The sequence below is a fragment of the Candidatus Aegiribacteria sp. genome (genome assembly GCA_021108005.1).
Lineage (GTDB): Bacteria > Fermentibacterota > Fermentibacteria > Fermentibacterales > JCC-6 > Aegiribacteria.
On sequence record JAIORS010000115.1, the window covers coordinates 1 to 15,424 of the forward strand.

General features: G+C 43.5%; 13 protein-coding genes and 2 tRNA genes. 6 read left to right on the forward strand and 9 right to left on the reverse strand.

Annotation, left to right across the window (positions count from 1 at the left end; all coding sequences use genetic code 11):
* The first annotated feature begins 396 nt into the window (after positions 1-396).
* From K8S15_06915 to K8S15_06940, 6 genes are all read left to right on the forward strand, one after another.
* Entirely contained in the window at positions 397-1,476 is a 1,080-nt protein-coding gene (locus tag K8S15_06915) for a hypothetical protein (GenBank protein MCD4775768.1), read from the forward strand.
* A complete protein-coding gene (locus tag K8S15_06920) occupies positions 1,469-2,320 on the forward strand; it encodes a hypothetical protein (GenBank protein ID MCD4775769.1) in 852 nt (283 codons plus the stop codon). Before K8S15_06915 ends, K8S15_06920 begins: the two co-directional genes overlap by 8 nt.
* A gap of 67 nt (positions 2,321-2,387) precedes the next feature.
* Entirely contained in the window at positions 2,388-3,434 is a 1,047-nt protein-coding gene (locus tag K8S15_06925) for a hypothetical protein (GenBank protein ID MCD4775770.1), read from the forward strand.
* Between the two features lie 498 nt (positions 3,435-3,932).
* Positions 3,933-4,976 carry a GNAT family N-acetyltransferase gene (locus K8S15_06930; protein MCD4775771.1) on the forward strand — a complete coding sequence of 348 codons (1,044 nt, stop codon included), beginning with the start codon at positions 3,933-3,935 and terminating at the stop codon, positions 4,974-4,976.
* A complete protein-coding gene (locus K8S15_06935; GenBank protein MCD4775772.1) occupies positions 4,966-6,141 on the forward strand; it encodes a 6-bladed beta-propeller in 1,176 nt (391 codons plus the stop codon). Before K8S15_06930 ends, K8S15_06935 begins: the two co-directional genes overlap by 11 nt.
* 641 nt (positions 6,142-6,782) lie before the next feature.
* A complete protein-coding gene (locus tag K8S15_06940) occupies positions 6,783-8,717 on the forward strand; it encodes a carboxypeptidase-like regulatory domain-containing protein (GenBank protein ID MCD4775773.1) in 1,935 nt (644 codons plus the stop codon).
* 38 nt (positions 8,718-8,755) lie between these two features.
* Here K8S15_06940 and K8S15_06945 read toward each other — a convergent pair.
* From K8S15_06945 to K8S15_06985, 9 genes are all read right to left on the reverse strand, one after another.
* Positions 8,756-8,831, reverse strand: a tRNA-Arg gene (locus K8S15_06945).
* 29 nt (positions 8,832-8,860) lie between these two features.
* On the reverse strand, positions 8,861-9,346 hold the full coding sequence (locus K8S15_06950; GenBank protein MCD4775774.1) for a metallophosphatase family protein: 486 nt from the start codon (positions 9,344-9,346) through the stop codon (positions 8,861-8,863).
* Between the two features lie 96 nt (positions 9,347-9,442).
* Positions 9,443-9,724, reverse strand: a complete 282-nt coding sequence (locus tag K8S15_06955; GenBank protein ID MCD4775775.1) for an integration host factor subunit beta — start codon at positions 9,722-9,724, stop codon at positions 9,443-9,445.
* A 435-nt stretch (positions 9,725-10,159) separates the two neighbouring features.
* A tRNA-Ala gene (locus K8S15_06960) sits at positions 10,160-10,236 on the reverse strand.
* A gap of 55 nt (positions 10,237-10,291) precedes the next feature.
* Positions 10,292-10,714 (reverse strand): DUF296 domain-containing protein, encoded by a 423-nt coding sequence (locus tag K8S15_06965; GenBank protein MCD4775776.1) that lies wholly within the window; start codon positions 10,712-10,714, stop codon positions 10,292-10,294.
* Positions 10,692-11,072: a hypothetical protein gene (locus K8S15_06970; GenBank protein MCD4775777.1), complete on the reverse strand. Its 381-nt coding sequence runs from the start codon at positions 11,070-11,072 to the stop codon at positions 10,692-10,694. Before K8S15_06970 ends, K8S15_06965 begins: the two co-directional genes overlap by 23 nt.
* Complete coding sequence (locus K8S15_06975) at positions 11,065-13,449, reverse strand: T9SS type A sorting domain-containing protein (GenBank protein MCD4775778.1); 2,385 nt, start codon at positions 13,447-13,449, stop codon at positions 11,065-11,067. The genes K8S15_06970 and K8S15_06975 overlap by 8 nt, the downstream gene beginning before the upstream one ends.
* Before the next feature lie 15 nt (positions 13,450-13,464).
* Positions 13,465-14,562 carry an AI-2E family transporter gene (locus K8S15_06980; GenBank protein ID MCD4775779.1) on the reverse strand — a complete coding sequence of 366 codons (1,098 nt, stop codon included), beginning with the start codon at positions 14,560-14,562 and terminating at the stop codon, positions 13,465-13,467.
* Positions 14,559-15,356 (reverse strand): carbon-nitrogen family hydrolase, encoded by a 798-nt coding sequence (locus K8S15_06985; protein ID MCD4775780.1) that lies wholly within the window; start codon positions 15,354-15,356, stop codon positions 14,559-14,561. Before K8S15_06985 ends, K8S15_06980 begins: the two co-directional genes overlap by 4 nt.
* Positions 15,357-15,424: the final 68 nt, after the last annotated feature.

Below are 15,424 nucleotides of genomic sequence, written 5' to 3' on the forward strand. Positions count from 1 at the left end.
TATTCTATTAAATGCAAGGAAAAATATAGCGCCTGTTTCCCGGCGTTTATATCCTGTTCAATATCACAGGTGTCCCACGTTCATTAGCTTCTATTCTAAACGCAGCAACTTACTTCTCATTTTGATCGCCTCTTGGTAACCAGCCCCAATGAAGTAATTGGAATTATGAAAGATCGAGCCTTTTGTGATATATCCGCAACAAAGCAATCCCTTACTTATGAGATTGTATAACGCATTCCAACAGTGATATATAAACTCTATCACTCCTGTTCTCCGAGTAATCAATCAGTTATCCAATAGTATTCATCGTCTATTATGAATTTCCAGACTGTTGTATCATCATGTATTTCAGAATTATATGTCGCTCAATGCTTGCATCATGTTCAAGAATAAGCTATGTTCATCAAAGTCGAAACAGACAGTTATAATGAACAAAGAAATGAGTTTGTCATGAAATTGACTCATCGAAATCGCGATAGGGAAATACTACAGATAGCACTCAAGAAACTTAACGAGGAATTACCTGTTGGAAATTGTGAAGTACAATGGGAGATACCCATGGGTATTATGGGCATCAAACATGATGCCGTACTCAAATTCGAGAAAATACTCCATGAATATTATGTTGAGATTCGCAGGAACATTGATCTCAAAATGCTTGATGTTATGGAATTCTACCAGGCTGCAACCGATAGAACCCTGCTACTAGTAACAGATGTAGCAACAAATAGGATTGCAAGAGATCTGAGAAGAAGGAAAATTCAATTCATTGACACTTTGGGGAACATGTATCTTACTCAGCAAGATCCCTTCATTCGAATTTTTGTAATCGGTAATAGACAACAGGACACAGCTATCCAGAAACCGGTTAACATGTTTATTGGCACAAGACTTCAGGTCATATTCACTCTGCTAGCAATCGAGAATGCTGTAAATCTCCCCTATAGAGAAATCGCAAAGCTGGCGGGAGTAGCTTTGGGAACTGTAGGATTGACATTCAAGGATTTGAAACAGCTTGGATATATTCGAGCTTACAAGCACAATCGAAAAATCATAAAGCGTGACAAACTTGTAGCTAGATGGTTAGAAGCATATCCTGTACAGATCCGTCCAAAACTCAATCCAAGACGCTTCGATGTTCTGGAGAAAAACTGGTGGATAAATATAGATCTCAACCAATATGGAGCAGTACTTGGTGGTGAAACAGCAGCCGCAGTTCTTACAAAGTATCTTCACCCAGAGCATGGAGTTATTTACATGCAAGGAAGCATTCACGAACTGGCTATTGCCTTGAAGCTAAAAGCTAATCCAGAGGGAAACCTCACTATACTCAGCAAGTTTTGGGACAATGAAAACTTACATGTCAATCAAATCCCTATAGTCCCTCCCCTGCTTGTGTGTGCGGAGTTGTTAGCTGAAGGTGGAGAAAGAAATAGAGAGACTGTAAAAATGATTATGGGAGATTGGGATGTATAAGGTAACTATCGATGCAGATAGAAGGAAAATACTTTCTGCCATAAATGCCATATCCACGGAGCTAAGCATTACCTGGTTTCTCTGCGGTGCTTATTCCAGGATTCTGCTTTTCGAAGAAATTTTAGAGGTTTCAGTTGGTCGAGCAACAATCGACCTTGATATAGCTATTTGCGTAAAATCCCTTGAGGACTTCTACAATTTCAGGGATAATCTTCGTAGAAAGTATAACTTCAAACAAGATCGTTATAATGAACATAGACTTATTCATTCAAGTAATTTACGTTTGGACATAATTCTCTTCGGACGTTTCGCTGAGCCTGATGAAATGTACCGTTGGGGAGATGATGACGAATTTGAAATGAATGTTCAGGGTTTTGCAGATGCTTACTCATCCAGTATAAGCATAAGTATTAATGACGAGTTTGAGATCAAATCAGCCGGTTTTGCTGAGCAGTTTGTCCTTAAATTGCTAGCATGGAAGGATAGGCATTCGATACGTGGAGTCGACGATGCTGGTGATCTCGCTTACTTTCTAGTTAATGCAATACACTCTTTCCCGGATGATGAACTCTATAATAAGTATGATTCCGTTATGGAGGAAAATGAGTATGATGCCGAACTCACTTCTTGTTTCGTCTTAGGAAAGCAAATCAAATCAGTGTTCTCCGAAAAGACATGTAACACCTTACTTGAACTCCTCCATAACGAGTTACAGAAAGCTGAGGACTCTGCACTTATATCAGATATGTACGAGAAATTCACCTCTTGGCCTCAACCGGAAGAGCGAATATCCGACCTATTCACGCAGCTCCTTAATGGTATCTGTACAATCATTGTTGGCTAGGAAATTTGTTCTGATTGTGTTATCCATACGTTCCCGGTCAATGCCCATCAGCATGTAAGGAAAGTTTATGAAGCTCATATCAGCCGTTCTTCTACTCCTGTTTGCAGAATCAGCAAATTCAGTCACTATCGATATTCTTTCAGAGCATTCATGTCCTGTCGAAATTATGAGATGGAGTCCAATCCGGATCGACAGCTGTCAGTTTCTGGAATCGGGAGGAATGAGAATCTCTACAAATCGGGCTGTTCCTTCTGGTGATTCTTTATTCAACACTGAATTGTGGACGATTGTAATTGATTCAGCTGGATGTCCGGTATCATCTGAAGTAGTTGTTCTGGATATCCCTGATAACCGGCTCATACTGAGTTTTTCCCAACTTGGGGGATCGAACGAGATATGGATGATTGCCTGCACAGAACAGAATGACACGGTATGGACATGCGCTCTTGAGGGAACGGATGAATTCAGCAATTATCAGGCTGTAACGAAGCTCCCGGATGGCGGATATCTGATAAACAGCCCTCCCGATTGCCATTCCACCTACACGGAGATCCAGAGTGTGTCATCTGCCGGCGAGATGATATTTCACTACTCACTTGGTACCTGCTATCTACTGGACCTGCCTGGGGTTATCGGTGAGGTATCGCCGGGCGTCAGATTCCTCAGGAAGACATCAAGCGGAGATATTCTTGCCGGTGGTACTGTCTCGCAGTTTCTCACAAGCCCTGACGCCTGGTTCGTATGCCTTCTGGATGGTGATACCGGCAATCCCCGGTGGAAGACAACAGGCTATGCCCTCGGAATGGCCGGAGTTTACGAGGCTATCGAAGCTTCTTCGGGCTTGATAGTAGCTGTAGGTGCTACAGCGAGGATCGTTATACCCGAAGGGTACCCTCGTTCCGCCTGGGGATCAAAACTGCCGTTCATCACCGTTCTTGATTGCACGGGAGCATTTCAGAAAACGGTTGTGTGTGATCTCGATTTCGCCGATTGGTTCTACAGCATCATCGAGACGAACCCTCTGGAGTCCGAGTTCCTGATTACCGGGGAGGATACTACATCGAATGAACTTGTGCTTCTCAGAGCAAATATTTCCACCGAACAGGATAACTGACGCTTAGTCAACCAGAATTTTCGTTGGTACGGAATTTTGAACCGGGTCATAACCTTTTTCGTGCCGGAATATCGGAAGAATGAGTGAATTCCGGTGAGATTTCAATAGAAAACACGACCGCAGCGCACCGCTGAGATTCTGCCGATCGGCCCGAATACCTTCCGGCTTTCATTGATTTCACTGCTTCATTGAGTAATATTGGAATATATCTGACCTGTCAAAGAACCAACCTCCCCGATGGGAAGCGGAACCCCTCCCCGGAGCGCACACTCCTCCTGATGCCGGGCGGATACAATCTCACCCAACCTCTATCTCCGGGACGTCATCCTTCCAGGGAAGGTAGTTCGCGTCAGGCTCACAGACCAGAAATAGTGCCTTCCGACCCGAGGTGAAAGCTTATCTTGACTCAAGGGTATGGAACCATTCAATATACGCAGGTGAATCATACTCTCAGTGACGGTATTATATTACTCAAAATTAAGAATGGAGGCTACAATAATGTACGGGTTTACAATTGTTCCCTTCTCAGTCGCTTCCTCGAACCAGAAACAGATAGACGCCTGGTACGCTCTGCGGAGTAGCCTTCGCAAGGAAACGCTCCCTGACGAGTCTGTTTTAACCATGGAGATACTGCTTGCACATAACCGCGCCATGCAAGAGCTTCTGGAGTCTGTTGAATGGTGCATCTGGCATGGTGAAGATGAGGTCATGGTCGGGCTTGCTGGTGTCCATTTCTCAAAGGAGGGTTCAGAAAGCGACCCCGCCTATTTCACCATACAGATCGATCAAAACTACAGACGCAGTGGAATTGGCAGTACATTTCTGAGAAAAATAGTTCAAACTGCAACAGAACGGGAAAGGAAGATACTTCGCGTTCAAACAAATGACAGGTGTCTGCCCGGTGAGAAATTCATCGCTCCAACAGGGGCAGAAACTGTCCATAAGGGACACTTCAATATTCTTGTTCTAAAGGATGTGGAGGAAACCCTTATCAATTCATGGCTTGGGCTTCCGATGCAGGGATTCAATGAGGTCACCATTGGTAACTGGGAAGGATTAACTCCGGAACATCGGATCCAGGAGATATCTGACTTCTATCAGGTGATCTATGACGCAGGGAAAGAACAGCACGGGGATTCTGGTTATAAATTCACTCCGGAGAATGTTCGAAAAGGTGAAAATGTTTCGATTTCGATGGGTAAAAAAGTTCATGCAATTTACGGTGCTGATGCCGAAAGTGATCGTCTGCTTGGGCTTACGAAGATATCTTGGTTCTCTTCACGACCATCGGTTGTTTTACAGGGGTACACAGCTGTTCTTCCCGATGCCAGAGGAAAAGGAATAGGGAGACGGCTCAAGGCCGAAATGCTGAAGAAAGTGATTCGGGACATGCCCGAGGTTGAGTATGTGAAAACGGGAAACGCAGACAACAACGATGCCATACTGAAGATCAATGCTGAGCTGGGATTCATACAGCAAATGGCAACAAAAACCTGGCAGATAGAAACGGCTGCTTTAGAGGAGTATCTCAGTGTGCTTTAATTTTGTGAGATTAAGCTTGCATCAGTTAAAGAAACAACTTAAGAAATTTGGAAATAGAAGGGTCTGGGGTCGAAACATGAAATTTGCAAGAACCGTAATACTGTATCTCTGTGCCCTATGTATTTCATGCTCAGAGAATCAACAATCCGAAACGCTTTCATCAGTTCCTTATGACACTTTGCAAATAGTAGATTCAATTGGAGTTATGTATGGAGATAGCAATTACATATTCGGAACAATATCAAATGTTGATAGAGACCAGCAAGGCAAAATATTCGTTCTTGATAGCATTAGAAATTGTATCCTTATCTTCTCCCCAACAGGTGAGTTTATTCATCAGATAGGACGTTATGGAGAAGGACCAGGCGAGTTCAATGATCCGCTTGCACTTGAGATTACCGGTGATGGATCGATATGTGTTGTTAATAGACAATGGTTTCGCTTCAACAGTGAATGGGAGTATTTAGATGCGGAGTTGCTCGACAATTCTAGAATTTCGCAAATGGAATCATGCGGCCCTGATGCAATCGTTGGAATTGTAAATATACTGGACATGACAAATGCTGGCGTGTCTATCGACAGAAGAATAACAATGTGGAGTGAATTCGATCCAAATCAAGAAATCGCTGTTTACTATCAGGCAGACTATATTGCCAATGTTCCAAACGATATATTTACCATAGATCTTTATCATTATGTGAAATACACAGTTATTGATAGCACCATATTTGTAGCGCCGAATCCTCTAACAGAGCCATTGCTCTACTCCTTTGATAAAGACGGTACTCCTCGGGATACTCTGTTGCTTCCTTATTCAGCTGTTGAGAAATCTTCCGAAGATATTGCTGAAGAGAAAGTATTCATTGAAGGTTCTCTGTACTCCGCTACATCAGGTGAAAGATCAATCGAATGGGAGCCGTATCCATATAGAGCAATGATTGGTGAGCTTGGCACTGACAGCCTCGGCAGATTGTGGGTTCAGCGAGGATTTGAGGATATTGCTGTATTCGATATTATTGATCCCGACAGCCTGGAAGTCGTCAAAACGGTTATCATTCCAGATATTGATGGTGTAATAAACTGGAAATTCCACATATCGGAATACGGGATACTGGGGATTCCCAAGTACGAGTATGACTACCCGATAATCTATATTATCAAGTAATATCTCCATTCAGGAGATAGCCATGGGTCCTCTAAACACTCCACAATCCGGTTTCAAACGCAGATCCAATATCAACAGGAACAGAACGATTTTGCCATATAGAGACATTATATTTCACATCTGCAGCATATTTGAACATGCTATTCTCTACTGAAGTGATACAACCCAAATCCACTCCGGGAGATCAAATGATATATGCAAGTCAATTGTTATAAATCAATGATTTCTGAATATATGATTAAGTCCAATTCTCGATCTGAGATACCGAGTCCACAATGCAATACGAAATAGGGGCGGAGGTAATTAGATATTTAAATTCTGAAATTTGGTACCCCTGATGATTTCCAGTTGGAAACCGTTCTTGGATTGGATCATAAGTGTTGCTGAGCTGCAGAAAGCCTATACTGCGTGATATTAACACCTTAGCAGGTCATTATCTTAAAGTACTATTTATAGGCTATCATCTGCCAAATGGGATTGGAACTGGTACGAGTGATGAAAACATAATAAAATAAGTTACTATTTGAAGGATTGTCCTTCCTACAGTAATAAGTATCAATAATCAGACTAGACGAATGTCAATTAAGCGATAATAATAGATTGATGTTTTATTGGGTTATTACTGAAGGAGATATTTTATTTTGCGTAGTTTCGTTTTCCTTTTCGCTCTAACACTCTCTTTCATTTCTCATGCTGCTGAAACTAATCAAAGTACAGAGCCAGAAACTGGCACAATCATTGGGCGTGTTACAGTTGCCCATATAAACGAGTTATATGGTGTTGAAGATGCAGTAGCAAACGCAAGAGTAATGGTGCGAGGAACACTATTCGGTGCTATGACTGATTCATTGGGTTATTTCGCGATCAGTAATCTACCAATGGGGGCCTACGACTTGACCGCCCATGTAATGGATTATTCTACTTTCTCCCCTTTCAGTATACAAGTTTTATGCAACGACACTACTGATGTTGGTGATGTTTTTGTATCTCCACAATGGCCTAATCGTGGTCACTACTTTATATGGCCCTATTTTGAAAATACTATGGAAGTTGAAGTAGAACTCATCTCTGACAGTATCCTGAACCACATAGGGGACTTGGTTCAATTCTATACTGTATCTACTTGCCTACCAAGTACCAGATCTGGTCACACCTATAGAATCAGCCTGAACGATAGTAGCAATAGTCTTCATCTCAGAATTCCTGGATTCTGGGAGTTAAGTATAAACTTTGATGACGCTCGATATACTAACGGAGTATACCGGATTAAACTAGATTATCTGCTTCATCAATCAAGTGGATTTTCGTCCGATTCGCAATCACGCCAAACTCCGGATGTTTTTCATAATTCAATACCTGATGAATGGCTTGCAGAAGAGTATCAGGCAGATCATGAATACATAGATATAACGCAGTGGGGTAATAGCGATTTAATCAACTGGGGCTTTATAGGTCACAAGGTAATCTTCGATGAATTGGATAATCGAAGTATTCTTCTGATATACCATCATCGTGCAGTATTACTTCGAAGTAATCAAGAACCAAAGGTGATAGAATTCACATATCCAGTGAAAGTCTTTCGTTCTTCTCCTAATGGCAGATATGTTCTTGCAATGGAATCAGTTGGTTTCCTTTTTCAGGGCGGAAATGCTGAATTCATCGACATGATCACGGGAAACTCAACCTGTTTCGACCCGTCTCCCGAACTACAAGAGCCCGATAGAGCTGTAAGCCTTGATATGGCTTGCTATATAGCTCCATTCTACTTTATTGGAAATTGTGGAAGATTAGTAAGGGTTGAAGACGATAGAGTACATTTTTATAATGAAGATTTCACTCTTGATTCATTAATACTGTTAGACAATCTAACCCTCCCTCGCTATTGTAGAAATCGGGAGCGTTTGACGCCAGATGGTGATTATCTGCTGCAAGTCGGATTGTATGAAGATAACAAGTATGTATTGATATTTATGAATAGTGATGGAAACCATACAAAAATGATAGATCTCGAAAACCGGAATGAAAGGGGTGAGTTAACTGCACTCTCAATGGACGGCAATTGCAAATATGTTCTACTTTTCCAATACTCCCCCTACTCCCCTGGGAGAACACGCCTTTTCAATGCATCAACAGGTCAGATCCTGAAAGAATGGAATGAGAGAACCGTTCAAGCAGTTTTCTCCCCATCTGGTAATCTTGTATGCAATCATTTCGAATTGAGTGAAACACCATATTTGAGTGTTCTTTCCACTGAAACACTTGAAAATGTACTCATCATACCCGATGCTCATCCCGAAAATTATGAAGATCTCTCAATCTTTAGAGCCATACTAGGACTTTCAGACAATGGATATATTTTCGCAGAGTTACTCTCAGAACAGAGAAACGATATTGAACTCAGGTATGCTCTATTTGATGATATGATGAATCCTATTTGGTTGAGTTCCTGTTTCAGCTATGGTAACACACCGTCTTTCGACTATCGCAGGAATCATCCCACTCTATCCCCAGACGGAACCAGACTTTCTTATATGGATGGTAGATACCTTCACCTGATAACTTTTTCAAATCTGTAAAGGGGATCTATGCTCTGAATCTGAGTGTTTCTGAAATTTGGTACCCCCGACGGGATTCGAACCCATGCTTCCGGCTCCGGAGGCCGACGCTCTATCCAGCTGAGCTACGGGGGCACCTTTTATTTAATATGCACTGGAATCAGTCAGAAGGATATCTTTTCTACTAATGGCTTTTTGCCTTTCTCAAGAGTAAGAAGTGCCATTGTTCTGCTTCCAATTGATCCTGATACTGCGCCGGGATTCAGTCTAAGTACACCATCTTTGATATCATTGCAGAATACATGTGAATGACCAAAAATGATTATTTCCGGATTACGGGACTTGAACCTTTTGAAGATCCTGTTCTCTATTCCGAATCTTGCTCCTGTCCCATGCGTCATGCATATCCTTTTTCCTTCGATCTCCAGTTCAAGACTCTCAGGATACTTACTGAAGATATCGTATGGGTCCATGTTGCCATGAACAGCTTTTACCGGCGCAAATCTTTCAAGGTCAATAATTACGCTTTTATCGACCATGTCTCCTGAATGCAGAATGAGATCACATTCTACACAAATCTCATACACCCGGCCGGGGATTGCCCCCAGCCTTGTGGGTATATGAGTATCTGAAAGAACAGCTATTTTCAATTACTTGTTTTTCTTCTTATGCCTGTTAGCCCGGCGTCTTTTCTTCATTTTATGTTTTGCTATCTTTTTACGTTTTTTCTTTTTCCCGCTGGGCATCTATTTTGCGACCTTGTTTTTCACAATTCGTGAAGGTTTGAAAACAGGTACTTTCCTTCTTGGGACTTCAACAGCGTCGCCTGTGTGTGGATTTCTCGCAATACGCTTCTTGCGGTCTACAACCTTGAATGTACCAAAACGTCTGATCTCAACGTGATCATGACTGTAAAGAGCTTCTCTGATTTCTTCAAGAAATCCATCGACCACTAAAGCAACATCCTTTTTATTGAGGCCGATATTATTACGTGCTGCAATCTTCGATACGATGTCAGCTTTTGTCATTTTTTTCCTCCGTTAACTGATTAGTGTTTACCGGCAAACATGATTCCGGTATCGTTATTCGAATTCTCTTTCATCTTTTCCGTAGAAGCGTTAAGATAGAAAATAACAATGAGTTCGGCAAGGGTCAGAATGAAATCGCTTAATTTTCTACTTATATTCCAAATAGTTCTTATTGGAATTATTAATCTGTTCTAATATTTATTATTTTAGCATTTTGCGCTGACATGAAATTTTTCAACTCGCTTACTATCACTCACGATAGACTTAAATATTTGTTTTAATTCCTCATACAAATGAAAGCTGAGAGCAAAACCTCCCGCATTCTGGTGGAGCTGACGGGAGTTCCTTCGACTCGCTCCGCTCGCTCAGGATAAACTCACCCTTGATGGTTCTCCTCCCTGAAACTAAAAGCGGGAGGCTGAACCTCCCGCATTCTGGTGGAGCTGACGGGAGTCGAACCCGTGACCCCCTGACTGCCAGTCAGGTGCTCATACCAACTGAGCTACAGCCCCTCTGAAGTAGGTAACACTACGAAAACGATGGTGAAAGTCAATAGGGATTTGTTCTTTATCGTGGTATATCCAGCTTCCAGAATGTTCCTCCCGCCGGTACTCTTACGAACTCATTATCAAATTCAAGCATTACAAGTTCGATGGTCATTGAAACAGTACCATTGAAAAGATGCCCCCCCTTTACTGACATGTCTTCTTCCGCGAGGCTCACATGAAGGTGAACGAATGGTTTACCTTCTTTCATAGATACATTGCCCTGAAGAGACAGTATCTCCGAAGATGGCAGAACAATCTGTTTTACGTATTCCTTACCGTTGTATCGTCCGATTTCTATGTTCTCAAGCATTCCGATGCCTGCCACAATAGCGGCCGATTCCACTCTCTCCTTTTCGCACCAATCTGCGAGTGTTTCGGGAAATTTCTCGCCTATATCAAATCTAATAACAGTTCTTTTATTATTCCTGTAGAGTACTTTCATCTAAGTAACCTTCCGTCCAGCTTCTTCTTCCCGTGTCTATGAATCCGTGTCCAGACGGGCAGCTTACCACATAACCACTATCTGACGACTCCAGGAGATACTCCTCCCCTGTTTCCGGACATGTAAGAGTTTGCAGTCTTCCTGCACATTCATTCAACTGTTCTATAGTAGTTGCCCATTCACCGTTGACATCACAATATCTTGCCTGATCTGTGCATAGATTGTTCATATTAGCTCTGCAAGTTCGCCGTTTTGAGATGTCAATCAGCGTTTCTGAATTACTGCCATTGCAGGCTGTGAACAGGATAATGATGAAAGAGGCCGCAACAATTTTCAGTATTAATGATTTTTTATTCATCAGTTATAACAACCATCTGTCTTGTTATCGGGTCTGTACCCGTGGCAGTGAACCTTGCGAAATATATTCCCGAAGGTACACGCTTTCCATCAGTGTCAATACAGTTCCAAACCAGTGTTCCCGCTTCCGCGGAACCCGTATCAACCGTTTTTACGATTCTACCCGCAGCATCGAAAATGCTCACAGTAGCTGAGCCTTCGGTAGCGCTCCAGTTAAAGGTGATAGAACTGGATGCCGGATTGGGAGAGGGTCCTGAAAAATAAGGGAATATCGCAGGTACACCAGCATCTGCAATCCCTGTACCATATACAAGTATCTCTTTTGTTCTCAGTACGTGATTTCTGCTCCATACCGTTAATGCCACCGTATCGTAGTCGTCGGTTGCATTTATATTCATTGTGATCTGACCTGCGGCATCGGTGTAATCTACAGCGTACATCACTGAGTTATCCCATTCCCCCTGAATAAAACATACTCTGGCATCTTCCACAGAACCGGAGTTATCCGCCACCGTAACCGTAACGCTGTTCATTCCCGGCGACAGTGTATCCGGAGCGGTAATCTGCAGCTGTCCATCGGGTGCTTGAGACCAGACAGGTAACTCAGGGTCACCGAAAAGGGTAATAGATTTTGCTATCCAGTCGTAATGCGTATCGGTTGATATCAATGGTACGAACTCGTCCCAGGCCATTGAATGCGCGACACCAAGGTTGTACAGGTCTTCAGTAAATAGATTGGCGAAGAACTCCTGGTCAACCAGTTCGCTCCATTGGTCTCCGGGTTCTGAGGGCTCTCCCCATCCGTATCTTGTATTCATCATGCAGAAACCGCCGCCACCGGGTGATCTGATCCAGAATTCAGCGAGACAGGTACCCGTATCGAAGGAACCGGAAAGACAGGCTATTGTATTGAATATTGATACCCTGCCGTGTGCAGAGATATTGGTGAGTCCCATAAAATCGTCGCTCACAAGGCTTTCGTCGCCTATCGACAGCATTCCCTCACTGCCGTGCCCGGCATGATTGATAAGGTTCATTCCCGTATTGAGCATCTCCATCGTAGCGCTGTAGCTCTGGGTGCCGTTACTCTCATAATGCTTGACGACAGGTTGCCATTCTGTGGGTGTGTAGAGAGTGTCAACTTTTTCTTTGCCTGCACTTCCGGGACAGAAAGGAACCCACCAGAGTATACCTGTAGTGAATCCCATGGAGGTAAACCACGGGTCTGTGTCTTCACTGTCAGCAAGTTCGGGAATTTCGTAGGCGAGAACCTTGTTTACGAAAATATTGGCCTGCGTACCGTTCTCAACTGAAGCTCTTCCGATAATGTAATCAGGATGATAATCCATTACATCACCGCTGAGCTCTCCCCAGACGCCGTTATTGTTTGCATCCCACTGGTCCGAACCAACCGTCAGGTCGTTCATGTCCTGGTAGTAAATATCAGCCGCGGGAAACGCTTCGTAACCTTCGGCGGTCGCATAGCAGTTCCTGTGTGGTACGAGGGGCGTATCTCCGCCCAATAGAACGTAAGTCGGGGGTGATTGGGTGTATATATCTCTCAGAAAGAATCTGAGCTTCTGTGCGGCGTCAACGCCGGTGTAATTCGATTCTATATACTCCATGGTTACCACAGCTGCCGGAATTCCTTTCATGGTTTTAAACTGCGCAAGGGGCTCAAATACTGAAACCAACGAATCCCTCGTAACGATAAGGTATTCCCCCCATGGAAGATCGTCCGCCGGTACAGCAGATATTCGGCTCATACTCAGTTCTTCGGGATTCAGAACCTGACTGCTGATAATATCCTCAGATATCCTGAGTCCTTCCGCTCCCCTGCCTTCCGGAGTACACATCATATCTTCGTAATGGTAATGGATGATCATGGAGATGGAACTGGTCAGAACAGCTCTGCCGGAAGATGGATACCATACTATCGGAGATATTCTCATGTTCAGGATATTGTATCCCATGAGATTACCCTGCGATACGGGTATTATTAAAGGATTGCTTGCGGTTTCACTGTAGGATTGAGCATTCCTGGGAGTCACCGAAAAGAGTTCCGGACTGGAAATTGGAACACCGTGCTGAACGGGTTTGAGATCGTAATATCCATGTAGTGCGATCTCATCAAAGCTCACAATGGATACGGAATCAACCTTTGCGGCGGTTGGCAGCAGTACTGAAACCGGAAACACCGGAAGAGTCGGACTACCCGGAACCCCGGTATTCACAGCACCTTCCAGATAGAAGTACTCACCAAGAGTGCTTTCCATGACTGTTATATCTGCTACGGTACTTTCCCAGTTAATAAGCATTTCACCCGCAGATACCGTGAAAACGATAACAAACATAGTAAATACGGTTATTTTTCTCATTTTTTCCCTACTGTATCAGGTTTCCATTAAGGCTGTAATCCACCCTTTACCGTGTATTTCCTCCAGCATTACTTTCAACATAATCGTAATAGGCACCGCGAGTATCATACCCCACGCTCCCCATAGCCAGGCCCATGCAATAACCGCCAGAAGAACGGTAACCGAACCTATTGGAAGTTTGAACTGCATCAGTTTTGGCTCTATTGCATTTGAGACTGTGATGTTAACGGCCATAACAACGATTATTACCGGCCATGCATCAAGAAAGCTGCCGTGTTCGAAAACGGCCATCGTATAAAGAACAACGCCCGCACCTGCAATAAGCGAACCGTAAATCGGGATGAAGTTCATAACGAAACATATTGATCCCCATATCAGTGCGTCCTGGGGATTGAGAAATAGCATAAGACCAAGGCCGATACATATACCGGTGATAGAACTGGTTGCAAGTTTTACTAATATGAACTTACGTGTATTGGATTCTATTTTTTCAGATATCTTCATTATCCTTTTGTAGTTGGATAATTTGAGATTCTTCTCAAGGTTCTCTTCAAGCTTTTTTCTTCCCATCATAAGGAAGGTAGTGAGAAAGAGTATCATTACGAAAGTAAATACACCGGAAATAATTGGTTTTGCAGCATTTGGAGCTATGCTCATTGCAGATTCAGCAAGGCCGTTTATGTAGTTGGTTACAGCCGCCGAATCACCGAATATTCCGCTTGAAACCAGCCAACTCTTAATGGGCACAACGATATTGTTCATGATCTCGTTGCTCTTGCTGAGAATAAGAGCTATCTGCCCTCTTACAAGCAGATATACTCCAAGTGAAAGGGCTACGAAGAGCAGTATTACGAAAATAACTGAGAATATCACAGCGAGTTTGGACTCTTCACTGATATGCTCCCTGCCTAATTGGCCGATTATCCGGGACAGCATTTTGTCTGTCATACTTGCCGTTCTGTTCGCCACGGGCTGGAGAAGCAACATAAGGAAGAATGCGACTGTCACGGGTACAAATACCCCTGAGACACTTTTAAGAATAGTACCGGCAGCAACAATACCAAGGAGTACAATAGCCATTCTGAAAATTCGGCTGCTATAATCGTCTGTCATAAATACCCTCCCTGGCTGTTCCATGTACCGTATTCTTCAGGCCTGCGGTCTTCAAGACAGTTAATGCGACTTCGCATATCCTTCACGTCCGATAGATCTATCTCGAAATCACTGACACCTTCAGTTACACTGCGAGCTTTGATCATTTTTCCGCCTGGGTGGACTACTCCGCCCCCGCCTCCGAACAGGACCCCAAGATGTTCACCGCCCAGATTGCATCCAACAGTGAATATCTGGGCTTCAGCCGCTCTGGCCCTGAGCAGTGATCTGAACAGACCCAGCCTGCCGCTTGGCCACTGAGCCGGAACGAACAGTATCTCAGCACCATCCAGAACAAGCCTTCTGCCGAGTTCGGGGAATCTCAAGTCGTAACAGACCATCCCGGCAGCTGTTGTTCCCATAAAGGGGAATGTTCCACCGCATTTGCCCGGGATAAATGCCTTATCTTCCCCCATCTGCTTGAACAGATGGACTTTTTCCGTCTGATACGCAATCGTTCCCTCAGGTGAGTATACAACCATTCTATTCACTACTCCAGCTTCGGTCTTCACTGGAAAGGTTCCACCTATAATCCAGATACCGTTGTCCTTCGCAGCTGCAGCGAGTGGAATACTTTTTAAATCTACTTCTGAAAGGGCAAAGGATGGAATGCTGTCAAGAGCGTAGCCTGTTGTAAACAATTCAGGCAGTGCAGCTGCGTCAGGGAGTGGTGGTGTAACAGCAGCTTCAGAGAATCTGTGTATGTCTTCAGCCGGAGAACCTTCTATGCCAAGCTCAACAAGTCTAAGGATCATCAAATCTCCGTATCGTATCGGTTTTCTTCGTTGATTCTATAATATACTATTCAAATCATTCTCAGTAT